Source organism: Haemophilus sp. HMSC61B11, from assembly GCF_001838615.1.
Taxonomy (GTDB): Bacteria; Pseudomonadota; Gammaproteobacteria; order Enterobacterales; family Pasteurellaceae; genus Haemophilus_D; species Haemophilus_D parainfluenzae_AD.
This window is the reverse complement of sequence record NZ_KV837955.1, coordinates 130,546-156,394: the sequence shown is the minus strand read 5'-3', so window position 1 is coordinate 156,394 and position 25,849 is coordinate 130,546. Positions and strand designations below refer to the sequence as shown.

The window sequence follows — 25,849 nt, the reverse complement described above, 5'->3', positions numbered from 1 at the left end:
TTGTACGTTCAAATTTTTCTTTAGACATTTGTTTAGTTTCCTAGAAAATGCTCTATAAGCCATTCGACTTATAGAGCGGATTGTTACAAAAAATTATTTTTTACGCGCTTCAATTACTGCAGCAGCAACACTTGTTGGAGCTTCAGCATATTTTAACGGTTCCATTGAGTATGATGCACGACCTTGAGTTTGTGAACGTAAGTCTGTTGCATAACCGAACATTTCAGAAAGTGGAACTTCTGCATCGATTTTAACAACGAATTCGTTCGCTTCTTGACCGTTAACCATAGCACGACGACGGCTTAAGTCACCGATTACATCACCCACATACTCAGGTGGAGTTTCTACTTCAACTTTCATGATTGGCTCAAGTAGAACAGGGTTTGCTTTAGCGAACGCTGCTTTAAATGCTAAAGAAGCCGCTAATTTAAACGCTAATTCTGATGAGTCAACATCATGGTATGAACCGAAGTGTAAACGTACACCAATATCTACTACCGGATAACCCGCTAATGGACCAGATTTAAGCTGTTCTTGGATACCTTTATCAACTGCAGGGATATATTCACCAGGGATTACACCACCTTTGATTTCGTTTACAAATTCGTAACCAGGACCTTCAGGATCTAATGGGTATAAGTCAATAACAACGTGACCATATTGACCGCGACCACCAGATTGTTTTGCGTGTTTACCTTCTACATCGTTAACACGAGTGCGGATGGTTTCACGATAAGATACCTGTGGTTTACCGATATTAGCTTCCACTTTGAACTCACGTTTCATACGGTCAACGATGATGTCTAAGTGTAACTCACCCATACCAGAAATAATGGTTTCACCAGATTCTTCATCAGTGTGAACACGGAATGAAGGGTCTTCTTGAGCAAGACGACCTAATGCAAGACCCATTTTTTCTTGGTCAGCTTTAGTTTTAGGTTCTACTGCTACAGAGATTACTGGCTCTGGGAATTCCATACGCTCAAGGATAATTGGTGCGTCGATTGCACATAATGTATCACCTGTAGTGACATCTTTTAAGCCGATTGCTGCAGCGATATCACCCGCACGAACTTCTTTAATTTCTTCACGTTTGTTAGCGTGCATTTGTACGATACGACCAAAACGTTCGCGTTTTTGACGTACAGAGTTTAATACGGTATCACCAGAGTTAATTACACCTGAGTACACACGGAAAAAGGTTAAGTTACCTACGAATGGGTCAGTTGCAATTTTGAATGCTAATGAAGAGAACGGCTCATCATCGCTTGCGTGACGTTCACCTTCAGTTTCATCTGGGTTGATACCTTTGATTGCTGGAATATCAGTTGGCGCTGGTAAGTATTCAACAACTGCATCAAGCATTGCTTGAACACCTTTGTTTTTGAATGCAGAACCACAAGTTACCAAAATGATTTCGTTTGCTAACACGCGTTGACGAAGACCTGCTTTGATTTCTTCTTCGCTTAGCTCTTCACCACCAAGATATTTTTCCATTAATTCTTCAGTTGCTTCAGCTGCTGCATCAACAAGGTTTTGACGCCATTCTTCACAAGCTGCTTGCATATCTGCTGGAATATCTTCATAAGTGAAGGTCATACCTTGGTCTGCTTCGTTCCAGTTGATCGCTTTCATTTTGATCAAATCAACAACACCAGTGAAGTTTTCTTCTGCACCGATTGGAAGTTGAAGAGGAACAGCGTTAGCTCCTAAACGAGTTTTAAGTTGATCAACAACACGTAAGAAGTTAGCACCAGTACGGTCCATTTTGTTTACGAACGCGATACGTGGAACTTGATATTTGTTAGCTTGACGCCATACAGTTTCAGACTGAGGTTGAACACCACCAACCGCACAGTAAACCATTACCGCACCATCAAGAACACGCATAGAACGTTCTACTTCAACAGTAAAATCTACGTGTCCCGGGGTATCGATAACGTTGATACGGTGTTGTGGGAACTGTTGTGACATACCAGACCAGAATGCGGTAGTTGCCGCAGAGGTAATGGTAATACCACGCTCTTGTTCCTGTTCCATCCAGTCCATTGTTGCTGCACCATCGTGTACTTCACCAATTTTGTGACTTACACCAGTGTAGAATAAGATACGTTCAGTGGTAGTAGTTTTACCAGCATCAATGTGCGCACTAATACCGATATTACGATATCTTTCAATAGGGGTTGTACGAGCCATTATTATAACCTTGTTAAGTTTAATATCTGTTTATATAAGGGTAAGGCTTCATCGAGGATGAAGCCCTTAAATTTTAAAAGCGTATTACCAACGGAAGTGAGCAAATGCTTTATTAGCTTCAGCCATACGGTGAACGTCTTCACGTTTTTTAACAGCTGCGCCTTTGTTATCTGATGCATCAGATAATTCATTTGCAAGACGTAAAGCCATTGATTTATCACCGCGTTTACGTGCAGCTTCAACGATCCAACGCATACCTAATGCGTTACGACGAACTGGACGTACTTCAACTGGCACTTGGTAAGTAGAACCACCAACACGACGAGATTTAACCTCAACAGTTGGGCGAACGTTTTCAAGTGCAATTTCAAATGCTTCTAAAGGTTCTTTACCTGTGCGTTCTGCAAGTTTGTCTAACGCACCGTAAACGATAGTTTCAGCAACGGATTTTTTACCGTCTACCATTAATACATTAATAAATTTTGCAAGTAACTCTGAACCGAACTTCGGATCTGGAAGAATCTTGCGTGGTTCAACACTACGACGACGTGGCATTGCGAATTTCTCCGTATATTTAATCTTCAGGATATCCAAAACTCTATAAAAATTAACCGCACTTTAAAGTGAGCTAATGTGATACTGGAGTTTCTGATTTAAATTTTTACTAATTTAGACGTTTGGCCTTACTTAACGGAGTTCCATTAAGCTTTAGGACGTTTAACGCCGTATTTAGAACGACCTTGTTTACGATCTTTAACGCCTGCACAGTCTAATGCACCGCGTACAGTGTGGTAACGAACACCTGGTAAGTCTTTAACACGACCACCACGGATAAGCACAACACTGTGCTCTTGAAGGTTGTGACCTTCGCCGCCGATGTAAGAAGTTACTTCAAAGCCATTAGTTAAACGAATACGACATACTTTACGTAATGCTGAGTTCGGTTTTTTAGGTGTAGTTGTGTATACACGAGTGCACACACCACGTTTCTGCGGGCAAGCCTCTAATGCAGGAACGTTACTTTTTACAACCTTTTTCACACGCGGTTTGCGTACTAGCTGGTTGATAGTTGCCATTAAAAAAGCTCCAGTTTAAATGTTATTCATAATAGAATGTTTGTTACAAAATCTATCTCTCCATCCAATAGACAGAAGAAATAGACGCTGAATTTTAATGGTTTCACCTCGCATTGTCAATATTTAAACAGAAATAGGATCGCAAAGGATCGCTTGATAAAAAATCGACGCAAAACTGACCGCACTTTTCCAAATCAATTGCCTGTCTATGATGAGGGTTTTATAATTTCAAACAGAATTATTTTGTTGGCAATCATTATGTTACGTTCATTCATTTTTCATTTACGTTATTTCTATCATAAAAAACTTCGACAAACCCATCGCATCTCTCATAAAACACTCGAATTTGTATGCTTACTTATTGGTGCGACATTTGTTGCCCTTTTTTCCTTTGGATTTGCGAAACTCGCCGATATCGGACTTGAATTTAATGCTTATTGGTCAGCCAAATACCCTCTCGCCGTTTGGATCGTTTTACCGCTTGGTCTTGCTTTTCTCACCTGGTTTACCGCTAAATACACGCCTTATGTTGGCGGCAGTGGTATTCCACAAGTGATTGCCTCCATTAATCTTCCTTATAATGGTTATAAAACAAGACTGGTTAAATTTTGCCAAACCATTTGGAAAATTCCACTTACTTTCTTTGCAATGGTTATCGGTGCGTCTGTTGGACGTGAAGGACCTTCTGTTCAAGTGGGTGCTGCAGTCATGCTAGCTTGGGGGAATTTCTGTCGTAAATATAACTTTGCTTTTCGTGGTTTGAGTACAAATGAACTTATCGCAACCGGTGCAGCAGGTGGTCTTGCTGCCGCATTTAATGCGCCTTTAGCTGGGGTAGTTTTTGCCATTGAAGAGCTTGGTCGAGGCGTGATGTTACGCTGGGAACGCCGAGTATTGCTTGGTGTATTAGCAGCCGGTTTTATTTTAGTAGCGATTCAAGGCAATAGCCCTTACTTTCCTGCCTATAAAGGTGCAACAGCTATTCCCTATTTATATCTTTGGCTTGCTATTTGTGGCGTAGTTTGTGGCGTACTGGGCGGTATATTTGGGCGACTCCTTGCAAAAGGATTAGCGGGACTCTCTCCACTCAAATGGCGTGATTGGATTCGCAAACACCCTATCTACATTGCTTTATTGCTCGGTTTAGTACTTGCCGCGATGGGAACCTATAGCGAAGGGCAAACTTATGGAACGGGTTATAATGTGGTCGCAAGAGCATTAGAAGGACAACTCGTTTCACCTGAAGTGGGAATCCTAAAACTCTTCGCAACGGTTACGACTTATTGGAATGGCATTGCGGGCGGAATTTTTACACCATCTCTCACAACTGGTGCGGGTATTGGTACCATGTTATGGGAAATAAGCAACGGCGTGGTCGATCAACGTTTCTTGGTTATTTTATGTATGGCAGCCTTTTTAGCGGGTGGGACACAATCCCCCGTAACAGCAAGCGTAGTGGTGATGGAAATGACAGGCGCTCAACCTGTGCTGATCTGGCTCTTGATTTCCAGCATCATTGCCTCCATAATTTCGCGCCAATTTAGCCCGAAACCTTTTTATCACTTTGCGGCTGGACGTTTCCGCCAACGAATGCAGGAACAACAAGCAGAAGATCTTCGCCGTAACGAGATTCAAGAGAAATAAAATATGTCAGAAAACCAACCGCACTTTTATCGTGGACGCTTTTCCGTTGCGCCAATGTTAGATTGGACGACACGCCATTGTCGCTATTTTCATCGTCAATTTAGTAAAAATGCGTTACTTTATACTGAAATGGTTACGGCTCCCGCCATTATCCATGCGAAATACGATCATTTAGATTTTGATTTACAAGAAAACCCGGTTGCCTTACAACTCGGTGGAAACGATCCCGCACAGCTTAAACATTGTGCCAAATTAGCCGAAGAAAGAGGCTATCATGAAATTAATCTAAATGTGGGCTGTCCTTCCGATCGCGTGCAAAACGGCATGTTTGGTGCATGTTTAATGGCAAAAGCAGATTTAGTAGCAGAATGTATTGCAGAAATGCAAAGTGTCGTCAATATTCCTGTCACCGTGAAAACCCGCATTGGTATTGATGATTTGGATAGCTATGAATTTCTCTGCGACTTTATCGAAAAAGTCCATCATGCAGGCTGCCAAGAATTTATTGTTCATGCACGAAAAGCCTGGCTTTCAGGATTAAGTCCAAAAGAGAATCGAGAAATCCCCCCTTTAGATTATGATCGTGTTTATCAATTGAAAAAAGACTTCCCGCAGTTGACCATTGCAATTAATGGCGGCATTAAAACCATCGAAGAAATGAAACATCATTTGCAATTTGTGGATGGCGTAATGGTTGGGCGTGAGGCTTATCAAAATCCGTCGTTGTTGGGGTATGTTGATCAAATGCTTTTTGATGCCAATGCGAATATCGTCACACCAAGACAAGCGGTGGAGGCCATGTTCCCTTACATTGAAAAACAACTGAGCCAAGGTGTTTATTTAAATCATATCGTTCGACATATGCTCGGTGCATTTCAAAACTGCAAAGGGGCAAGACAATGGCGACGCTATCTAAGTGAAAATGCCTTTAAACAAGGCGCGGGCATTGAAGTGGTTGAAACGGCATTAAGCTTTGTGGAAACCAATTAAGCCTAAAACGCAAAGTGCGGTCAGAATTTAAAAGATTTTCTGACCGCACTTTTGTTTTCTAAATATTTAATTAACAATGATGTTTTTGACGATATGCCACTAAATCTTCAATCGTTAATACCGCATAACCAAATTTTTTCGCAAATTCGATAATTTCAGCTGCTCGCGCCATGGTGCCATCATCATTCGTGATTTCACAAATCACACCCGCTGGTTTAAAACCACTTAAACGCGCTAAATCAACTGATGCTTCAGTATGACCGCGGCGTGCTAAAACACCGCCTTCTGCAGCACGTAATGGGAAAACATGTCCTGGACGGTGAAGATCTGTCGGTTTCGCCTGATCTGCAATTGCCGCTTTGATTGTGGTGACGCGATCTTGTGCCGATACACCTGTTGACACACCTTCTGCCGCTTCAATCGTCACAGTAAATGCGGTTTTATTCACGCTATTGTTATGCTCAACCATAGGTGGCAAATCAAGTTGTTTGCATTGTTCATCGGTGATACATAAGCACACAATACCACTACCATAACGAATAAGTTTTGCCATTTGTTCTGGCGTAATCGTTTCTGCAGGGAAAATTAAATCGCCTTCATTTTCGCGATCTTCATCATCCAATACCAACACACCATTGCCTTGTTTGCATGCATTTAATGCGTTAATTACCCGTTCTTCACCGGTCGTACCAAATGCAGATAAAATTGACTGATTCATCGTAATTTCCTTTGTTGTTACGTTAAAATTAACCAGAATCAGGGCTGAGAAATGCAAATAAATAGAACGGAATTGGGAACCCAATCCGTTTTATTCTCTTTCATCCAGACTATACTGTCGGCCTTGGAATTTCACCAAATCTGCTAACCTTAAAAGGACAAAGCGACACAATTTTGTAAAACGCAATCAAAATTGACCGCACTTTTAAGTGCTCGTGGGCTGTCACCACCGGTAGGGAATTTCACCCTGCCCTGAGAATGCAAGTCGTAGTATAACGCAAAATGTCGCGGTAAAAAATCATTCAATGAAAAATGTTTTTATTTGCACAAAGATTGCATAAAATAGGCCTATACTGCCACTATGCAATGGCGATTTAGCGAAGGATACATTATGTCGAACAAACACGATAAAAAAGTGGGTGTGATTTTTGGGAAATTCTACCCAGTTCATACCGGCCATATTAATATGATTTATGAAGCATTCAGTAAAGTGGATGAACTTCACGTAATTGTCTGTAGCGATACCGAACGCGATTTAAAGCTGTTTTATGATAGTAAAATGAAGCGTATGCCGACGGTACAAGATCGCCTTCGTTGGATGCAACAAATCTTTAAATATCAAAACGATCACATTTTTATTCATCATTTAGTTGAGGATGGCATTCCAAGTTATCCGAATGGTTGGCAAGCTTGGAGTGAAGCGGTAAAAAATCTATTTGAAGAAAAACAATTTACCCCGACGATGGTATTTAGTAGTGAGCCACAAGATAAAGCGCCATATGAAAAATACTTAGGTCTCGAAGTTTCTTTAGTGGATCCTGACCGCTCTTTCTTTAACGTATCTGCAACGAAAATTCGTACTACACCTTTCCAATATTGGAAGTTCATTCCGAAAGAAGTTCGTCCGTTCTTTGCCAAAACCATTGCCATTTTAGGTGGCGAAAGTAGCGGTAAAAGCGTGTTAGTCAGTAAGCTTGCTGCTGTATTCAATACCACTTCTGCATGGGAATATGGTCGTGAATATGTCTTTGAAAAATTAGGTGGCGATGAGCAAGCCATGCAATATTCTGACTATCCACAAATGGCATTAGGTCATCAACGCTATATTGATTATGCCGTACGTCACGCCCATAAAGTAGCGATTATTGATACCGATTTCATTACCACGCAGGCTTTTTGTATTCAATACGAAGGCAAAGCGCATCCTTTCCTCGATTCCATGATCAAAGAATACCCATTTGATGTAACAATCTTATTGAAAAATAACACAAAATGGGTGGATGATGGCTTACGTAGTCTAGGCAGTCAAAAACAACGTCAACAATTCCAACAGTTATTGAAGAAATTGTTGGATAAATACAAAGTGCCTTACATTGAAATTGAATCACCAAGTTATTTAGATCGTTATAACCAAGTGAAATCTGTTGTGGAAAAAGTGTTAAATGATGAAGAACTTGAAGGTTTACCACATACTAAACGCAAATTGACCACTGAGAAATAACATGATTTTATTCGCAGGCGATCCGCACGGAAGTTATGAACATCTTTATCCTTTCGTGCAAGAAAATGACAACGTTGCCCTGATTATTTTGGGCGACTTGCAACTTTCTTCGCCTGATGAATTAGATAAACTCGCACAACATTGTGATATTTGGTTTATTCACGGTAATCATGACAGCAAAACTGTCGCCGCATTTGAGGCGATTTGGGGTACACATTGGAAATCGCGTAATTTGCATAATCGTGTTGTTGAAATCCAAGGTCAACGCATTGCCGGCTTAGGTGGCGTATTCCGAGGACAAATCTGGATGCCCCCCAATAAGCCGATGTATTTTGACCCTATCCACTATTGCCAATATAGCCCGCAAGAAAAAATTTGGCGTGGCGGTGTACCATTACGTCATCGCACGTCTATTTTCCCTTCTGATATCGAAGCCATTGAAAATGAACAAGCCGATATTTTAATTTGCCATGAAGCGCCTAAACCCCATCCAATGGGATTTCGTGTGATTAATCAACTCGCAGAAAAATTAGGGGTAAGACACGTTTTCCATGGCCATCATCATGACAATGTCGAGTACAAGACAAATTTCCCTTATAAAATCACGAATGTCGGTTTTAGAAGTGTTACTGATGCACACGGAAATTATTTATTAAAAACTATTGATGATCGAGAAAAATAACTGAGTTAGTTGTTAATTGTTTTTAATAAAAAGAAAAGTTTGAAGAGAGAAGATGGCGCACCCGAAAGGATTCGAACCTTTGACCGCTCGGTTCGTAGCCGAGTACTCTATCCAGCTGAGCTACGGGTGCGTAGTGATGTTTTATTATTCCTGACCATTTTAACTGATAGAGTCGATTTAAAATGGCGCACCCGAGAGGATTCGAACCTCTGACCGCTCGGTTCGTAGCCGAGTACTCTATCCAGCTGAGCTACGGGTGCAGAATAAATAAAACTAACAACAAATGGCGGTGAGAGAGGGATTCGAACCCTCGATGGAGTTTTTGACCCCATACTCCCTTAGCAGGGGAGCGCCTTCAGCCTACTCGGCCATCTCACCACATTCGGTGTGTGGGCGGTATAATACGTTTTTTTGAAAATATGTCAAATCATTTTTTGAAAAAGCGATGTTGGTTGCTTGATTTATCTACATTTTGCATAAATAAAGTGCGGTTGAAAAAACAAATAAATTTCTCACCACACTTTAATCATCTCTAGCCTTTTAAAATTGCTCGTAGACGATCAAGCTGACTTGATGTTTGTTGTTGCTTCTGTTCTACTGTCAATTTTGGTTTATCTTTTTCCCATTGCACATCACCTTGTGGTAACTCTGCTAGAAAGCGACTTGGCTCTGGGCGAATTAACTCACCAAACTGACGTCGTTCACGACAAAGAGAAAAAGTCAGCGTTTGTTGTGCTCGCGTAATGCCTACATAAGCTAGACGGCGCTCTTCCTCCACATTGTCTTCATCAATACTGGTTTGATGAGGCAAAATTCCCTCTTCCATACCGATTAAATACACATGGGGAAACTCTAAGCCTTTGGATGCGTGCAATGTCATTAATTGCACTTGATCACTCTCGTCATCATCTTCGCCTCGCTCCATCATGTCGCGTAGCGTTAAACGAGTGACCACTTGGTTTAAAGTCATCGGCTCATTCACCTCATCGCCTTTGAGCATATCCTCTATCCAGCTAAATAAGGTTGCCACGTTTTTACTTTGCATTTCGGCGGCTTTCGGGCTGGTGGCATACTCATACAAATATTCTTCGTAATGCAATGAAGAAAGTAAAGAACGCACAGCCGTTTCAGGATCGGAACGTAAACTTTGATCGTTTAACTCCACAATCCAACGACCAAATTTTTGCAAGGCATCATAGGCTTTCGGTGTAACACGTTGCATCAGTTCAAACTCAAAAATCGCCTCAAATAAACTGATATGTTTTTCCTGTGCCAACTCGCCTAGTTTTTGCAATGTTGCGGCACCAATTTCCCGTTTCGGCGTATTCACAATACGTAAGAAAGCCGCATCATCGTCTTGATTTACCACCAAACGCAAGTAAGCCATCATGTCCTTAATTTCAGCACGAGAGAAAAAAGATGTCCCGCCAGAAATTTTGTATGGAATACGGTTTTGCATCAGTACTTTTTCCAATAAACGGGATTGATGATTCCCCCGATACAAAATCGCATAATCCTTGAATTTGGTTTTACGGCTAAAACGATGAGCAATTAATTCTGCCACAATCCGTTCGGCTTCATGCTCTTCATTTTTCGCTTCAATGACTTGTAATTTTTCACCTTCGCTCAAGTTGGAAAACAGTTTTTTATCGAACACGTGCTCGTTGTTATCAATCAAAATGTTGGCACAATGCAAAATACGATGAGTGGAGCGGTAATTTTGTTCTAATTTAATGACTTGCAAACGCGGAAAATCATCACGCAAGCGCACCATATTTTGGGGACGAGCACCTCGCCAAGAATAAATGGATTGGTCGTCATCTCCTACCACCGTAAAGCAAGCTCGCTCGCCTACCAGTAATTTAATCAGTTCATATTGGCTGGGATTGGTATCTTGATATTCATCCACCAACAAATAGCGGATTTTCTCCTGCCATTTTGACCGCACTTCTTCGTTCTGTTTGAAGAGTAAGGTCGGCAACATAATCAAATCATCAAAATCCAACGCATTATAAGCACGGATTTGCGCCGCATAACGCTCATAACATTTTGCAAAGGTTTGATATTTTGCATCTTTCGCTAAGGCATACGCCTGCTTTGGCGAAACCAAATCATTCTTCCAATTGGAAATAACCGAGATTAATTCACGCAGTAAATTTTTATCTTCCTGCAGTACATCTGCTGTCAGTTCTTTTAGTAAGGCAAGTTGATCGTGCTCATCAAACAAGGTCATATTCGATTTAAAACCTAAAGCTTTATATTCCCGTTTGATAATATCGAAACCTAAGGTATGGAAAGTGGAAACAATCAATCCTTTGGATTTTTCTTTACCAATGGAATGGGCTACACGCTCTTTCATTTCACGAGCGGCTTTGTTGGTAAAGGTTACGGCGGCGATCTGTTTAGGCAAATAACCACAGTGTTCAATCAAATGAGCAATCTTATTGATGATCACGCGAGTTTTTCCAGAGCCTGCGCCAGCTAGCACCAAGCAAGGCCCGCTGACATATTCGACAGCCTGTTGTTGTTGAGGATTGAGTTTCATATCTTAATGCAAATTAATTTGACCACGCATAAGGCAACAATGCGGTATCTAATAAAAATGACAGTGGCAAATCTAAAATAGGTAAGCCCCATTTTTGTGCCATCTCTAAATCATAAGCCGCACCTGCGTAAGGCGTGTATTTTTCCGATGGGTCAATTAATTTCACCACCGTACCACAACCTGTTAATGTTAAAAGTGCGGTTAAAATCAGAAGTGTTTTTTTCATTCACAACGTGCTTTTAAGGCTAAATAGACGGCTTCCGGCACCAGTTCTTTCACATCGCCATGATGTAAATAAATTTCTCGTACAATCGTGGAAGACACAAACGCCCATTTTTCTGTTGGCGGGAAGAACAAACTATCCACACCATCGGTTAATAAACGGTTTAATGCAGCCAGTTGTAATTCATATTCGAAATCCGTCGTTGTACGCACACCACGAATAATCGCAGTGATTTTTTTGGCTTTAATTTCATTCGCCAGTAAATCAGAGAATCCAAATACTTCCACATTGGGCAAATGAGCGACAGCTTGGCGAACCAGCTCGATGCGTTCCTCCAATGAGAACAATGGCTTTTTGCTCGGGCTATTCGCCACCGCGACAAAAACTTTCGGGAAAATGACCGCACTTCGCGCAATAATATCTAAATGCCCATTGGTAATCGGGTCAAACGTGCCAGGGTAAATTACGCTTGTCATTTATGGTTCTCCGAAATATTAGTTAAATAAGGATGAAGCAAATCTAAAAGTCGCTGTAATGCGCCACGATTTTCAATTAACACCTCATAGCCTGCATGGCCTAAACGCTGACGTGCTTCTTTTGAATTCAATAACTTATCAATAATCTCTGCCAACGCTTTCTCTGTGGAGTTGATTTGCAACACACCTTGTACCTCTAAAAGCGAAGTAAAGACTTCAGGAAAATTGAAAGTATACTTTCCGCTCACAACGGGTAATTTAAACGCTAAAGGCTCAAGAGGATTATGCCCGCCATGTTTAACTAAACTTCCGCCTACAAACGCAATATCTGAAATGCCATACATCAACATCAACTCGCCCATAGTATCACCCAGAATAACTTGGGTATTTTCTGAAGGAATCTCCCCCGTTGAACGACGAATAAAGTTAAAGTTGGCTTTTTCAATTAAATCTGCCACAGGCTTAAAACGTTCAGGATGACGAGGTACCAGCAATAACAGCAAATTTGGATGTTTTTTTAATAACAAATGATGCGCTTGTAAAATAAGTTCTTCTTCCCCTTCATGGGTACTCGCAGCAATCCAAATCTGACGATCTTTCGCCCAGCTCTCATGAAGTGTTGCAATGTCTTTGAGTAATTCATCACTGACCACAAGATCATATTTAATGTTGCCGGTTAATTGCAGGCGATCTTTCTCATAACCTAACTCTAAATAACGCTTTCCGCTAATACTATCTTGCGGTGCAATCAAGCTGATTTGAGAAAACATTCGTTGTAGATGTTGTTTGACTTTGCCATAACGTCTGGCTGAACGTGCAGAAAGGCGAGCATTGGCGACAATGAAAGGAATATGTCGATGTGCCAAACAATCAATCAAATTCGGCCAAAGCTCCGTTTCAATCACGATGAATACTTTAGGTTGAATAAAATCAAGAAAACGATTGATGACACAAGGTAAATCGTAAGGCAAATAACAATGCATCGCACTGTCCCCGAACGCAGCTTTTACGCGTTCAGAGCCTGTTGGCGTGACCGTTGTAAACGTGATCGGTAAGTGAGGATAATCTTTCTGAATGCGTTTTACTAACGGTGTAGCAGCAATGACTTCACCGACTGATGCTGCATGAATGACGATCCCATCTTGCACGGGCTTAGCAAGATTCACATAAATGCCATATCGCTCGCCTAAACGCTTGCGATAATTTGGTGCCTTGATACTTCTTAGTAGCATGAAGAACAGCACAAAAGGCTGAATCAGATACATCAGGTAGGTATAAAAAAAACGCCACATAAAATAAATTCAGTTATACTTACAAAAATTTCGGCTAGTATAGCAAAAAAAGGATCAAAATATGCCAACAATTAGCGTTGCCATGATTGTCAAAAATGAAGCGGCAGATCTCGCTCAATGCCTCGATACGGTAAAAGATTGGGTAGATGAAATCATTATTGTTGATTCAGGCAGTACTGATAACACCCAAGAAATCGCTGAACAATATGGTGCAAAATTTTATTCACATCCTGATTGGCCGGGTTTTGGCAAACAACGCCAACGTGCACAGCAATATGTCACTAGTGATTATGTTTTGTGGCTAGATGCCGATGAACGCGTCACACCAAAACTTCGAGAATCCATTCAACAAGCAGTTCAACAAGATACGCCAAATACCGTTTATGATATTCCTCGTGTGAGTGAAGTGTTTGGGCGCGAAATTCGCCATTCAGGTTGGTATCCAGATTATGTGGTGCGTTTATATCGCACAAACTACGCCGGGTACAATGATTCACTAGTACATGAAAAAGTGGTTTATCCTGAAAATACAAAAGTACAGAAATTAACTGGCGATCTGGAGCATTTCACCTATAAAAGCATTCATCACTATTTGGTGAAATCTGCAGGCTACGCCAAAGCTTGGGCTGACCAACGCCAAGCCAAAGGGAAAAAAGCGACATTGTGGCAAGGTGTCAGTCATGCTATTGGTTGCTTTGTCAAAATGTACATTTTAAAAGCCGGTTTCTTAGATGGAAAACAAGGTTTCCTGCTTGCAGTACTTTCCGCTCATTCCACCTTTGTGAAGTATGCTGATTTGTGGGAACGTAATCAGCATTAATCAAAAACAAAAAGTGCGGTCAAAATTAACCGCTCTTTTTTTTATTTCTTTAAAGCAAAAAAAATTAATTTTTCGCTGCTGCCGCGGCTTTTACGATTACCGCAAACGCAGGCGCTTTAAGTGAAGCACCGCCTACTAATGCACCATCGATATCCGGTTGAGTGAATAATTCTGCTGCGTTAGAATCATTTACTGAACCACCGTATTGAATGATCACTTGATCTGCTACAGCTTGTGATTTTGCTGCGATGTGACCACGGATAAATGCGTGAACAGCTTGAGCTTGTGCTGGAGTTGCTGATTTACCCGTACCGATTGCCCAAATTGGTTCGTAAGCAATCACGGCACCATTAAATGCTTCTACACCTAATGCATTGATGACTGCATCAATTTGACGCGCGCATACTTCTTCCGTTTTGCCAGCTTCGTTTTCAGCCTCAGTTTCACCAATACATAATACCGGCACTAAACCAGCTTCTTTTAATGCACCAAATTTTTTCGCTACGAATTCATCGCTTTCTTTGTGGTAAGTACGACGCTCAGAGTGACCGATAATGATGTATTTTGCACCAAAATCTTTTAACATTTCGCTAGAAATATCACCAGTAAATGCACCTTTCACATTGATATCTACGTTTTGTGCACCTAACTGAATCACACTTTTACCGCCACAGCTGCAACCACAACCAGATAGTGCCGCTTCAGCCGTACCTAAATACATAACGGGTGGGGCAATAGCCACATCACAACCTGTTACATCATGTAATTCTGCTTTTAATCCTTCGATTAATTCCTTGGTGAACGCTTTGGAACCGTTTAATTTCCAGTTACCCATTACTAAAGGACGACGTGCCATTTTTGTTTCTCCATATTGAATAAATAAAAAGTGTGTTTACTATACCAAACTTTAGGCAGATTTCTTTGTGCAAAATCACATTTTGAAAATTTTTTTGGGGAAATGATGATTATTTTGTGCTAAAAAGCTACAATCTACTGTACGGAACCGATAAAAAATAACCAATTTTATAAATAAACGGAAAATAGGTCTGGTAACAATGAAAATTTTCAAAGCCGAACAATGGAATATAGAAGTGCTTGCTCCACTCTTTGAAGCCTATCGACTTGCCAACGGAATGAGTGAAAATCCTGACCGCACTTTAACCTTTCTTACGAATCGTATACGTTTTAATGAAAGCATGTTTTTTGTTGCTGTAAACGAAAACGCACAGGCGGTTGGTTTTGTTCAACTTTACCCTCGCTTATCTTCTTTACAACTACAACGCTATTGGCAATTAACTGATATTTTTGTCAAAGAAGATAAACATCAAACCGAGATTTATGCAGCCCTTATTTCTAAAGCTAAAGAGTTTGTCCGTTATACACAATCCAACCGTTTAGTAGCGGAATTAAGCCAAACTCAACAGAATATCTTAGAACGCGAAGGATTTAAGCTAAACACGAAAAAAAGTTTGTTTGAATTAACTCTCTAATGCATACGCTCCTCAATCAATATTGGGATTACTTGAGAATTGAACGCCAAGTAAGCCCACATACTCTCACCAATTATCAACATCAACTGAATGCGATTTTAGCGATTTTGTCTGAAAAAGGTATTCAGCACTGGCAGCAAGTGAATCCAAGTGTGGTTCGTCTTATTTTGGCGGAAAGTCGAAAGCACGGTTTAAAAGAAAAGAGCTTGGCATTACGCTTATCTGCTCTGCGTCAGTTTTTCAGCTATCTTGTGCAACAAGGGCAAATGAAAGTGAATCCGGCAACAGGCATCTCTGCGCCGAAACAAGGCAAGCATTTACCGAAAAATATTGATGCTGAACAGGTCCAAAAATTGCTTTCAAATGACAGCAAAGATCCCATTGATTTGCGCGATCGTGCCATGATGGAATTAATGTATAGTTCAGGGCTTCGCTTATCTGAATTGCAAGGCTTAAACCTCAATAGCATTAACACACGTGTACGTGAAGTGAGAGTGATTGGTAAAGGAAACAAAGAACGTATTGTGCCTTTTGGACGTTATGCTTCTCATGCAATTCAGCAATGGTTGAAAGTACGCCCTTTATTTAATCCTAAAGATGACGCCCTTTTTGTGAGCCAGCAGGGAAATCGTCTCACTCATCGTTCTATTCAAAAACGAATGGAAACCTGGGGCATTCGCCAAGGATTAAACAGCCATCTCAACCCACACAAACTGCGTCACTCTTTTGCAACGCATATGCTGGAAGCGAGTTCAGATTTGCGGGCCGTTCAAGAGCTTTTAGGGCACAGCAATTTATCCACTACGCAAATTTATACGCATTTAAATTTCCAACATCTTGCAGAAGTCTATGACCAAGCCCATCCTCGAGCAAAACGAAAAAAATAAGCAAAGTGCGGTCAAAAATCGTCGTCTTTTTTAACCGCACTTCTAAACAAAACTACCTTTCTGTAGCCTTTTTCATTTCACTATAAGCTAAATGCCTGAATATAAGGAAGTTTACCTTTTTTCAACATTTCTTCAATGCCGCTTTGGTGATCATTTTCACCTAAGCCACGTAATTCAAAGGTAACACCAATGCTGTTGTCATAAACCACTTGATCATCACGTTGATTTTGTCGACTCGTTACATAACGTCTTGCCCCTACACCAACAGACCAACAGCACGAGTTATATTGCACACCCACATATTGCTCAACTGGCTTTTTCAACGCAATATCTTGATAGTATTTTCCAACAACTGCCCAGTTATCTGATACTTCCCATGCAGCTACTATACCGACCTGTTTAATGTCTTGTTGATAACGGTTTGCTGAAGCGCCTAAATTTTGGTTAATATACTCTTTACTTGCATAACGATAATTTAATTGAATCAGATTATTCTTCATCGGATTAAATTCTAAACTGCTATTCGCCAATGAGGCTTTATCTAGCAACGTATCATATTGGTAGCTACCACGCCAATTCCATTTATCGCTAATTTTCCAGTTAGACTCCAACGCCCAAGAAGAAGAGGATTTTGGTGTACGATTACTCGGGTTATCATCAATTCTGGAGGCGGTTAAATAATAAATCTGTCCTGCTGAGAAGTTAAAACGCTCATCGGCATTTTTATCATAAAAACGGGTTGTACCCCCAACTGTCACTTGGTTTGCAGATGAAATACGGTCTAAACCACTATAACGACGATCTCTGAACAAAGAATAATAATCTTGTTGAACTAGCGCAGAATCATAACCAAAACCAAGGTAATTATTTACACGTTTTGAACCGATATTACTTTGGTCTTTGTATGGTCGATACAAATATTGAACATGAGGTTCAAGCGTTTGTGTATAGCCATCAAATAAGGTTTTGCTGCTCGCTAAAACCGTTTGCAAATCTACTTTTAATTGCGGTAATACACGATTTACTGATTTTTGTACGTCTTCCGCCGAAGAAGAAGAGCCTTTTTTCTGGTTATAATGGGTCGCGTAAAGTTTAGTCTCAATATTCAAGCTACCATATTTATTTGACATCGCTGTCGCTAAACTTGGCTCAACATGAAAACGCCATGCTGTCGGCATCAATGTACTATCATTATCAAAACGTACTGCTTGCGAGAATAACTTGAAATCTACCCAACCATTCGCCAAATCATTTTTGTAATAATTGAAGTCAATTTGTGGCATTGCACGGTAAGGTCCCACAGAAACTTCATCAAAAATTTGGAATTGACGCGCTGAAATTGCAAAGTTGTAATTTGGTTTGTAGTAAGCAATACGAGCATATTGGTTCGCGTAACCATCAGTACTGCTACCGTAATCAGAATCAAAATCGGTAAAATAACGCTTATCGCTCACTTTTGTGTAATCGATATTTAAACGCCAGTTTTCAAGAAAAGAAGAATGATGTTTCCAATATAATAAATGACGCTTACGGCTATCACTAGTGTATTCATCATAACGATCACGTCCTAAATATTCGCCCGCCAGTTTACCTTCACCAACCGGTGTTAAATAACGGAATTCACCATTTAATTGCCAACCACGACGAGACATATATTTTGGTGCAAATGTGGCATCATAATTTGGTGCAATGTTCCAATAAACCGGCTGTTTATACCAATAACCATCACGGCTAGAATGACCAACAGTTGGCATTAATAAACCTGAACGGCGGCGATCACCAATTGGTAATTGTAGATAAGGGGTATAGAATACCGGCACACCTAATACTTTAAAACGTGCATGCCAAAATTCGGCATATTCTTCTTTGATGTGCTGACGAATCTCGGAAGCATCTACCGCCCACGCATTATCGTCGGGTAAACAAGAGGTAAATGTCGCATTTTTCATTAAACGGTAATTATCGCCTAACTCGATTTCTTGCGCTTTACCACGACCTTGACGTCCTACAAGTTGGTAGTCTGCATCGGTTACATTACCGTTTTTACTATCTAAATTAAAACTCGCATCATTACCTAATAGATTGATTTGATTATCTTTATAATCAAATCCACCACGTAAATAAGCCCAACGTTGAGCTTGATTGCCCTCTCCTGTTTGTTTGACTTCAACTGAATTCCCGACTAAATGGCGGTTTCCTTGTTTCAAATCCACATTACCTTGATAAATCGCCTGAGTGGGCTGATTAATCTCTGCTTTATCTGCTTCAATATAAACTGGCAAATTATTAACGTCTCCTTTCACGACCTCGCCAGTAAAGTGAGGCACACCGAGTAAGCATTGAGCATGCAGATCTGCCAAACTTTGTTGACTATAAAGCGCGGTCAGAATCGAGATTGAAATTAAGGTATATTTTTTATTCATAATCAGTTCTTATTCAGATGAAATTAGACGGGATTATACTGGAATATCACTTACAACAACAGCCATTTATATGGTCGTTGACTAACCCCATAGATTGCATAAAAGCATAACACGTCGTTTCCCCAACAAAGACAAAACCACGTTTCTTCAACGCTTTTGACATTGCTTTTGAGATTTCAGTTCTAGCGGGCACCACAGAAATATCGGGGACATCATTAATAATCGGTTGATGATTCACAAACGACCACACAAAATCACTGAAATTTTCACCGCACTTTTCCATGGCTAGATAGGCTTTGGCATTTTTCACAATGGCTTCCAGTTTTGCCCGATGGCGAATAAGCCCGGTATTTTCCATGCAACGATCAATATCCTGTTCGGTCATTTGCTCGATTTTGGCTGGGTCAAATTGATGGAAGGCTGCTCGATAGGCTTCGCGTTTTTTCAATACGGTGATCCAGGAAAGCCCCGCTTGTTGCCCTTCTAAACAAATTTTTTCAAATAGCTTTTGGCTATCAAATTGTGGCTTGCCCCATTCCTTGTCATGGTAGTCGATATAAATTGGAAGTTCACCCACCCAAGGGCATCTTGTACTCATGCCATATCCTTTTTGAGTTGTTCATAGATTGCGACAAAATCGGGCATTACCCCACGCCATAAACAAAATGAATGGGCGGCTTGCGCCACCAACATACCAAAACCATCGCTGACATTATTCAGACCTAAGGATTTACAGTAGGCAATAAAAGGCGTATCGCTGCCTTTGGCATATTGCATGTCATAACAGGCGTGGACCTCTGATAAGATTGAGGCATCAACAGCGGCGGTATGTCCGCTTAATCCAGCCGAAGTTGCATTGATCACTAAATCGTAGGTTTGCGCGGGAATCGCACCCATCGCGACAGCTTCAATTGTGCCGTAAGGCTTGAACTTATCTGCCAGTTGTTGTGCTTTTTCTAGGGTGCGGTTAGCCAAGACAATCTGCTGCTGTGCTTCCAATAAAGGCAGTAATACTCCTTTGGTTGCTCCGCCAGCACCTAAAATTAAAATGCGTTGTTGTGGCTGAATCCAACCTAAGCGTTGTAAATCTGTCACTAAACCAATGCCATCGGTATTGTCCGCATAAAGTTTGCCGTTAGATAATTTTTTTAGTGTATTACAGGCTTCTGCCAGTTTCGCCCGTTCGCTATGTTCGTCAGCGAGCGCATAGGCGCGTTCTTTAAATGGTGCAGTGATATTGCAACCTTGTGCTCCTTCAGAAAAAAAGGCCTGCAATTGCTGCTCAAAATCCTCAAGATCACCTAATTTGGCAACATATTCCATCGTTTGCTGGGTTAGCTTGGCAAATAAGCGATGAATCAACGGGGATTTACTTTGGGCAATCGGATTGCCCCAAACGGCATAGTGCTGCATATCTTATCCTTGTCTGAATAGTTGGTTTGTGAGCAAATCGCGAATTTCCGATGGATTTTGTGCTTGGCCGACTGCTTCATCAAGCACGGGAAAATCTGCCCCAAATTGGGAACGCACAGCATCTGCGTTGCGGCAAGGTGATAAACCAGTTAAATTCGCACTGGTCGAGGTGAGGGCAAAGCCTGTTTTTTCGCATAAGGCTTTGACGGCAGGATGAGTACATAAACGCACCGCAATGTTATTAAATTGCCCCGTCAGAAAATGTGGGACTTCTGCCTTTGCCGGCACCACCCAGGTGATTGGATGTTCATATTGTGCCTGTAAGCGTGCAAGCTGTTCGTCAGACAAATGGGAAAAATCAACAAAAGGCTGCAAAAAATGCAAGCTCGGCGCGACTAAAATAAGGCCTTTTTCAATCGGACGTTGTTTTAAATCAAGCAATTTTCTGACCGCACTTTCACTTAGTGGATTACAGCCCAAACCGAATACCGCCTCAGTAGGATAGGCAACGACTTCGTCTTGCATTAAACGGGTGGCAATTTGTTGTACATTCATTTTTCGTTCTCAAAAATATGTCGACAGCCTTTATTCGCACACTGCCACACTTGCTGTTCGGCATTTTCACTTTTTAATAGCGCAAGTGGAAAATGGCATTGTGGACAAGGCATGGCATAGGGTTTTGCCGGCAAGGAAAATTTACAATGGGGAAAGTTATCGCAACCATAAAAGATTTTCCCTTGTCGTCCGCGACGGGCAACCAAATGTCCTTTATGGCATTCCGGGCAGTCTATAGATTGTTCTTCATCCTGTTGCTCATGCACCACAAAATCACAATCGGGATAACGACTACAACCGATGAACATGCCAAAGGCACCTTGTTTGAGTTGGAGTGGATTGCCACATTGCGGGCAGGTCTCATCAAGCTCTTTCAACACCTTATGTTCCACCTTATGCAAGGGGCGCAAATAATCACAGGCGGGATATGCGGTACAACCTAAAAACAGTCCCTTTTTACCCTGTTTCATTTGCAGAGGCGCGCCGCATTGTGGGCAATATTCTTCGTGTTTTGTGTGTTGGAAAAGGCTTTGACTCATACGCTGTCCCTATGCTTGTAGCATTATTTCCAATTCTTCTTGGGCCGCTAACCAATCCATTTCGACTTCTTCCAATGCTTTCTTCACCTCTACTTGCAGTGCCAAAAGTGCGGTCAATTTTTCTTTATTTTCTGCGCTGTAGAGTTCGGAATCAGCCAATTGGTTTTCAATTTCCGTAAGATTGGAGGAATGTTTATTCATTTTTTCCTCCAATTGAGAGATTTGTTTACGAAGAGGCGCAGTTTGTTGGCGAAGTTCGGCCTCGCGACGTTTTTGTTCCTTGCGGTTTTGCATGGAATTTTCATTGTCGTCATTTTTCTCCGAGGATTTATTTTCTGGCGCACTATTTTGTTCATTCAGCCATTTTTGATAATCCTCTAAATCGCCTTTGAATTCTTCCACTTTTTTATCGTGTACCAAATAGAATTCTTCCACGGTATTACGTAGTAGGTGACGATCATGGGAAACTACTACCAAAGATCCCTCGTAATCCACCAGCGCTTCGGTTAATGCCTGACGCATATCCAAATCCAAATGGTTGGTTGGTTCATCGAGCAGTAATAAGTTTGGTCGTTGCCAAACAATCAGCGCTAGCACCAAACGGGCTTTTTCCCCACCGGAAAAGGCTTTCACCGCTTGATTAACTTTGTCACCATGGAATGCAAAACTCCCGAGGTAATCCCGTACCTGTTGCTCCGTTTGCTCTGGTGCGAGCTTCTGCATATGCCACAAGGCAGACTCATCTGCACGTAGCGTATCAAGCTGATGTTGAGCAAAATAGCCGAGTTGTACGCCTTTAGCTAATTGCACAGTACCGGAAAGAGCGCTGAGCTCACCCGCTAACAATTTAATCAACGTTGATTTCCCCGCACCGTTTTTCCCGAGCAAACCGATGCGCGAACCCGGCACTAAATTCAGTTTAATTTTACTTAAAATTTCTACCGCACTTTCACCGCTACCATAACCTGCGCTCGCCTGTTCAATCATCACCAAAGGATTCGGCAAGGATAGTGGCGGACGAAATTCAAAAGTAAAGGGATTATCCACATAAGCCGGCGCAATCAGTTCCATACGTTCCAATGCCTTCATGCGACTTTGTGCTTGTTTAGCTTTGGTCGCCTTGGCTTTAAAGCGGTCGATATATTTTTGTAAATGAGAGATCTTTTGTTGTTGCTGACGATACATCGCCATTTGTTGTGCTAGCTTGGTTGCTCGTTGCACTTCAAAGGAAGAATAATCGCCCGTGTATTCATTGAGTTTCTGATTTTCGATATGGAGGATTTTTGTCACAATCGGATCGAGAAAATCACGGTCGTGGGAAATTAATACCAAAGTACCTTGATATTGCACTAACCAACGTTCTAACCAAATAACTGCATCCAAATCCAAATGATTGGTTGGCTCATCTAGCAATAATAAATCCGATGGACAAAGTAATGCTTGCGCCAAATTTAAACGCATCCGCCAACCACCAGAGAAGGATTTTACAGGCTGAGTGATTTCTTCTTGGTTAAAGCCTAAACCATGCAATAAGGACGCCGCGCGAGATTGAATTGTCCAAGCATCCAAGGTTTCTAACTGTCCGTGAATGCGCGCAATCGCATGGCCATCATTACGTTCATTCGCTTCATTAAGTTCCTGCTGCAAACGGCAGTATTCGCGATCCCCTTGAATCACATAATCAATGGCGGGAATATCCAATGCTGGCGTTTCTTGATTGACCCAAGAGACCCGCCAGTTGGATGGATAAGTGACTTCGCCGCTCTCTGGCGTTAATTCTTTTTTTAATAGGGCAAAAAGAGAAGACTTACCACAACCATTCTTCCCCACCAAGCCGACTTTTTGTTTCGGATTGATGGTTGCTGTGGCATTCTCAAGCAATTCGGTTTGCCCGCGCTTTAGGGAAATATTATTAAATACAATCATTTTTTCGAATACATCTGAATTTGTGCCTATTTTGCAATATTTTTCCTTTTCTCGAAACAGCCTATTCCAATTTTATCGATATTTCTGCCAGAAAAACCAAGTATAATAACGCTCACAAATCAATTATGAGTAAATAAAATGAAGCTCTCTATTCTTAATCTCGCCCCTGTTCGAGAAGGACAAACTTATTTGCAAGCGGTTGAGTCGATGGTCAATCTTGCAAAACATGCAGAGAACATTGGCATTGAACGCTATTGGATTGCTGAGCATCATAATATGAAAAATTTGGTGAGTTCAGCGACCGCACTTTTAATTCAGCATACGCTAGCCAATACGAAGACCTTGCGCGTTGGTTCGGATGGGGTGATGTTACCGAATCATTCGCCTTATGTGGTGGCGGAGCAATATGGCACACTGGAGACACTTTATCCAAATCGTGTTGAACTCGGTTTAGGGCGTGCGCCAGGAACTGATATGCAAATGGCTGCAGCTCTTCGTCGTGGACGAAACAGCCTAGATTTCCCTGCGGAAATTGCGGAACTTCGCGGTTACTTTAAAGATTGCAACCCGGTTTCTGCGTACCCTTCCGCAGGCTTGAATATACCGTTTTATATTTTGGGATCCAGCACCGAAAGTGCTTATCTTGCAGCAGAATTTGGCTTACCTTATGCCTTTGCTTCTCACTTTGCGCCACGCATGATGGAAATGGCAGTGGAGATTTACCGCAAAAACTTCAAACCATCAACCTATCTTGCTGAGCCTTATGTCATTTTAGGTGTGAACGCGATTGTTGCCGAAACCGATAAAGAAGCAAGACAACTGGCGACGACACAAACACTATTTTTCTTAAACGTGGTCACTAACGCGCAACAAAATTTACAACCACCGATGGCATCAGAAGAAGATGTTTGGAAAGCTCAAATGCACGCCCAAAATAAACCGCACTTTGGACCGGTCGATTTCGAGGAAATCCCGATTTACAACCAAGAACGCGCCGTAGTGGAACAAATGACTGCTTGTTCGCTGATCGGTTGTCCTGAAAGCGTGGAATTTCAACTTAAACAACTGCGTGAACGGGTAAATTTTGATGAAATTATGGCGGTGAGTTATATTTTTGATGAGCAAAAACAAGCACAATCTTACACCATGTTGAAAGCGATTGTGGATAAGCAATAGCGAGACAAAAATGAAAAGTGCGGTAAATTTCACCGCACTTTAAATCAAAAAATATTAATAAACCGTTTCTATCGGTAAACCGGCTTTCTCCCAGCCATCAAATCCACCAATGACGCTAAACACATTTTCATAGCCTTGTTCAACGAGGAAAGTCGCCACATTTCGGCTGCTCACGCCATGATAACAACTCACGATAATCGGGGAGTCAAAGTCCACCTGTTCTTCAAATTGTAAAAAGCTTTGGTTGGTTAAATGAAACGCCCCTTTCGCATGGGAATAGGTGAAACGTTGTGGATCCCGAATATCAGCAAGCATGGCGCCATTTTGCACCATTTCCCAAGCTTGTTCTGGGCTAATTTCTTTAAACGACATGATTTTTTCCCTTTGCGCGCTGTTTATACACGCCATCAAAAATAATCAGGCTCATCGCCAATACTAAACAAATGAATAACGGATAGCTGTCCGCATCCATTTCCTCTCCAATTAAAAATGAAATAATCACCATCAAAATGGTTTCAACATAACCTAAAAGGCCAAGCAAATTCATCGGCAGCATATTACTGGCTATAACATAAGCAATTAATGCAGCACCACTAATAAGCCCAAGTAATACCAATAATCCCCAAATATTAGGATTCGATTCCTGTACAGTAGCAAAATCGGTTTGAAGGGCAAAGTAAACGCTAACTGGCAATAATGCAATCATTTCTAAGCAAAAAGCACCAAGATCGGTATTTTTCAGGGCTTTTCGTATCGAGAAGTACGTGGTATAACCCACACAGATAACAATGGCTTCCCAAGATAACCCACCTTTTAAAATGATGTTAGAAATCACTCCGATTGCCGCAATTAATACCGCAATGAATTTCAATGTTGAAATTCGTTCTTTAAAAATGATCCGCCCTGCGGCCACCATCACAATTGGCAACAATAAATAACCGAAAGAAACACTTAAGGAGCTACCATTATTGGGGGCCCACAAAAAGAGCCACATTTGATAACCCATTAATGCGCCACAAATAATATAGGAAAGGGCAAAGAGCGGTTGTTTTTTAATGCGTTTTAAATGCTCTGCCAATGCCTGCTTTTGTTTAAACATGATGACGGAAAGGGCAACGAAAGGGAATGTAAACAGCATTCGATAGCCGAAAATATCCGTGCCACTGAGCGGTTTCAGTAGCGTGGAAAAATAATACATATAGCCAAATAAAAGCGAGGCTAAAAGTGAAATAAGTATGCCCCTTAACATAATAAATCCTTAGGTTAATTCTGCTTATT

At 41.3% G+C, this 25,849-nt stretch carries 25 protein-coding genes, 3 tRNA genes and 1 riboswitch; of the genes, 8 read left to right on the top strand and 20 right to left on the bottom strand.

Annotation, left to right across the window (positions count from 1 at the left end):
* Positions 1-93 precede the first annotated feature (93 nt).
* From fusA to rpsL, 3 genes are all read right to left on the bottom strand, one after another.
* Positions 94-2,196 (bottom strand): elongation factor G, encoded by a 2,103-nt coding sequence (fusA, locus tag HMPREF3263_RS01685; protein ID WP_005699207.1) that lies wholly within the window; start codon positions 2,194-2,196, stop codon positions 94-96.
* Positions 2,197-2,280: 84 nt separating this feature from the next.
* The gene (gene rpsG, locus HMPREF3263_RS01680; RefSeq protein ID WP_005699184.1) at positions 2,281-2,751 is read right to left on the bottom strand and encodes a 30S ribosomal protein S7; all 471 of its coding nucleotides are present in this window, start codon (positions 2,749-2,751) and stop codon (positions 2,281-2,283) included.
* A gap of 146 nt (positions 2,752-2,897) precedes the next feature.
* Entirely contained in the window at positions 2,898-3,272 is a 375-nt protein-coding gene (gene rpsL, locus HMPREF3263_RS01675; protein WP_005543325.1) for a 30S ribosomal protein S12, read from the bottom strand.
* A 258-nt stretch (positions 3,273-3,530) separates the two neighbouring features.
* Here rpsL and HMPREF3263_RS01670 point away from each other — a divergent pair, with 258 nt between their 5' ends.
* Both HMPREF3263_RS01670 and dusA read left to right on the top strand, forming a co-directional pair.
* Positions 3,531-4,916 carry a chloride channel protein gene (locus HMPREF3263_RS01670; RefSeq protein WP_032804164.1) on the top strand — a complete coding sequence of 462 codons (1,386 nt, stop codon included), beginning with the start codon at positions 3,531-3,533 and terminating at the stop codon, positions 4,914-4,916.
* A gap of 3 nt (positions 4,917-4,919) precedes the next feature.
* Positions 4,920-5,906: a tRNA dihydrouridine(20/20a) synthase DusA gene (dusA, locus tag HMPREF3263_RS01665; RefSeq protein ID WP_005699178.1), complete on the top strand. Its 987-nt coding sequence runs from the start codon at positions 4,920-4,922 to the stop codon at positions 5,904-5,906.
* A gap of 70 nt (positions 5,907-5,976) precedes the next feature.
* Here dusA and ribB read toward each other — a convergent pair whose 3' ends face one another.
* Positions 5,977-6,624: a 3,4-dihydroxy-2-butanone-4-phosphate synthase gene (gene ribB / locus HMPREF3263_RS01660; RefSeq protein WP_070852881.1), complete on the bottom strand. Its 648-nt coding sequence runs from the start codon at positions 6,622-6,624 to the stop codon at positions 5,977-5,979.
* Between the two features lie 88 nt (positions 6,625-6,712).
* A riboswitch (FMN riboswitch) is annotated at positions 6,713-6,887 on the bottom strand.
* 127 nt (positions 6,888-7,014) lie between these two features.
* Here ribB and nadR point away from each other — a divergent pair.
* Together nadR and HMPREF3263_RS01650 are read left to right on the top strand one after the other, a co-directional pair.
* Positions 7,015-8,124 carry a multifunctional transcriptional regulator/nicotinamide-nucleotide adenylyltransferase/ribosylnicotinamide kinase NadR gene (nadR, locus tag HMPREF3263_RS01655; protein ID WP_032822505.1) on the top strand — a complete coding sequence of 370 codons (1,110 nt, stop codon included), beginning with the start codon at positions 7,015-7,017 and terminating at the stop codon, positions 8,122-8,124.
* Position 8,125: 1 nt separating this feature from the next.
* On the top strand, positions 8,126-8,806 hold the full coding sequence (locus HMPREF3263_RS01650) for a metallophosphoesterase family protein (protein WP_005694822.1): 681 nt from the start codon (positions 8,126-8,128) through the stop codon (positions 8,804-8,806).
* A 53-nt stretch (positions 8,807-8,859) separates the two neighbouring features.
* Here HMPREF3263_RS01650 and HMPREF3263_RS01645 read toward each other — a convergent pair.
* The 7 genes from HMPREF3263_RS01645 to waaA form a co-directional block, all read right to left on the bottom strand.
* Positions 8,860-8,936, bottom strand: a tRNA-Arg gene (locus HMPREF3263_RS01645).
* 53 nt (positions 8,937-8,989) lie between these two features.
* Positions 8,990-9,066, bottom strand: a tRNA-Arg gene (locus HMPREF3263_RS01640).
* 24 nt (positions 9,067-9,090) lie between these two features.
* Positions 9,091-9,184 (bottom strand) — tRNA-Ser (locus HMPREF3263_RS01635).
* 154 nt (positions 9,185-9,338) lie between these two features.
* Positions 9,339-11,351 carry a DNA helicase Rep gene (rep, locus tag HMPREF3263_RS01630; RefSeq protein ID WP_070852879.1) on the bottom strand — a complete coding sequence of 671 codons (2,013 nt, stop codon included), beginning with the start codon at positions 11,349-11,351 and terminating at the stop codon, positions 9,339-9,341.
* Between the two features lie 13 nt (positions 11,352-11,364).
* Positions 11,365-11,577, bottom strand: coding sequence for a lipoprotein (locus tag HMPREF3263_RS01625; protein ID WP_005699112.1), 213 nt, complete (start codon positions 11,575-11,577; stop codon positions 11,365-11,367).
* Complete coding sequence (coaD, locus tag HMPREF3263_RS01620; protein WP_005699115.1) at positions 11,574-12,050, bottom strand: pantetheine-phosphate adenylyltransferase; 477 nt, start codon at positions 12,048-12,050, stop codon at positions 11,574-11,576. Before coaD ends, HMPREF3263_RS01625 begins: the two co-directional genes overlap by 4 nt.
* Positions 12,047-13,342: a lipid IV(A) 3-deoxy-D-manno-octulosonic acid transferase gene (gene waaA / locus HMPREF3263_RS01615; protein ID WP_005699275.1), complete on the bottom strand. Its 1,296-nt coding sequence runs from the start codon at positions 13,340-13,342 to the stop codon at positions 12,047-12,049. Before waaA ends, coaD begins: the two co-directional genes overlap by 4 nt.
* Positions 13,343-13,403: 61 nt before the next feature.
* On the opposite strand from waaA, the gene HMPREF3263_RS01610 reads away from it, so the two are divergent.
* The gene (locus tag HMPREF3263_RS01610) at positions 13,404-14,162 is read left to right on the top strand and encodes a glycosyltransferase family 2 protein (protein WP_005699168.1); all 759 of its coding nucleotides are present in this window, start codon (positions 13,404-13,406) and stop codon (positions 14,160-14,162) included.
* Positions 14,163-14,226: 64 nt separating this feature from the next.
* On the opposite strand, the gene tpiA is transcribed toward HMPREF3263_RS01610, so the two are convergent.
* Positions 14,227-15,018: a triose-phosphate isomerase gene (gene tpiA / locus HMPREF3263_RS01605; RefSeq protein ID WP_005699196.1), complete on the bottom strand. Its 792-nt coding sequence runs from the start codon at positions 15,016-15,018 to the stop codon at positions 14,227-14,229.
* Positions 15,019-15,217: 199 nt separating this feature from the next.
* Here tpiA and HMPREF3263_RS01600 point away from each other — a divergent pair, with 199 nt between their 5' ends.
* Together HMPREF3263_RS01600 and xerC are read left to right on the top strand one after the other, a co-directional pair.
* Entirely contained in the window at positions 15,218-15,652 is a 435-nt protein-coding gene (locus HMPREF3263_RS01600) for a GNAT family N-acetyltransferase (RefSeq protein WP_005699191.1), read from the top strand.
* Positions 15,652-16,539, top strand: coding sequence for a tyrosine recombinase XerC (xerC, locus tag HMPREF3263_RS01595; RefSeq protein ID WP_005699110.1), 888 nt, complete (start codon positions 15,652-15,654; stop codon positions 16,537-16,539). The genes HMPREF3263_RS01600 and xerC overlap by 1 nt, the downstream gene beginning before the upstream one ends.
* An 80-nt stretch (positions 16,540-16,619) precedes the next feature.
* Here xerC and lptD read toward each other — a convergent pair whose 3' ends face one another.
* From lptD to HMPREF3263_RS01565, 6 genes are read right to left on the bottom strand one after another with little or no spacing between them, the layout of a single operon-like run.
* A complete protein-coding gene (gene lptD / locus HMPREF3263_RS01590; RefSeq protein WP_005699165.1) occupies positions 16,620-18,962 on the bottom strand; it encodes an LPS assembly protein LptD in 2,343 nt (780 codons plus the stop codon).
* Positions 18,963-19,008: 46 nt separating this feature from the next.
* Entirely contained in the window at positions 19,009-19,560 is a 552-nt protein-coding gene (locus HMPREF3263_RS01585) for a DNA-3-methyladenine glycosylase I (RefSeq protein ID WP_005699086.1), read from the bottom strand.
* Positions 19,557-20,375: a shikimate dehydrogenase gene (gene aroE / locus HMPREF3263_RS01580; RefSeq protein WP_005699098.1), complete on the bottom strand. Its 819-nt coding sequence runs from the start codon at positions 20,373-20,375 to the stop codon at positions 19,557-19,559. Before aroE ends, HMPREF3263_RS01585 begins: the two co-directional genes overlap by 4 nt.
* 3 nt (positions 20,376-20,378) lie before the next feature.
* A complete protein-coding gene (locus tag HMPREF3263_RS01575; RefSeq protein WP_070852877.1) occupies positions 20,379-20,930 on the bottom strand; it encodes an L-threonylcarbamoyladenylate synthase type 1 TsaC in 552 nt (183 codons plus the stop codon).
* Positions 20,927-21,469: a DNA topoisomerase family protein gene (locus tag HMPREF3263_RS01570; protein ID WP_005699208.1), complete on the bottom strand. Its 543-nt coding sequence runs from the start codon at positions 21,467-21,469 to the stop codon at positions 20,927-20,929. Before HMPREF3263_RS01570 ends, HMPREF3263_RS01575 begins: the two co-directional genes overlap by 4 nt.
* 9 nt (positions 21,470-21,478) lie before the next feature.
* On the bottom strand, positions 21,479-23,395 hold the full coding sequence (locus HMPREF3263_RS01565) for an ABC transporter ATP-binding protein (protein WP_070852875.1): 1,917 nt from the start codon (positions 23,393-23,395) through the stop codon (positions 21,479-21,481).
* Positions 23,396-23,533: 138 nt separating this feature from the next.
* Between HMPREF3263_RS01565 and HMPREF3263_RS01560 the strand changes: the two genes are divergently transcribed.
* On the top strand, positions 23,534-24,571 hold the full coding sequence (locus HMPREF3263_RS01560) for an LLM class flavin-dependent oxidoreductase (RefSeq protein ID WP_070852873.1): 1,038 nt from the start codon (positions 23,534-23,536) through the stop codon (positions 24,569-24,571).
* A 54-nt stretch (positions 24,572-24,625) separates the two neighbouring features.
* On the opposite strand, the gene glpE is transcribed toward HMPREF3263_RS01560, so the two are convergent.
* Both glpE and rarD read right to left on the bottom strand, forming a co-directional pair.
* On the bottom strand, positions 24,626-24,943 hold the full coding sequence (gene glpE, locus HMPREF3263_RS01555) for a thiosulfate sulfurtransferase GlpE (RefSeq protein WP_070852872.1): 318 nt from the start codon (positions 24,941-24,943) through the stop codon (positions 24,626-24,628).
* Positions 24,933-25,820, bottom strand: coding sequence for an EamA family transporter RarD (gene rarD / locus HMPREF3263_RS01550; protein WP_049380492.1), 888 nt, complete (start codon positions 25,818-25,820; stop codon positions 24,933-24,935). Before rarD ends, glpE begins: the two co-directional genes overlap by 11 nt.
* Between the last annotated feature and the right edge of the window lie 29 nt (positions 25,821-25,849).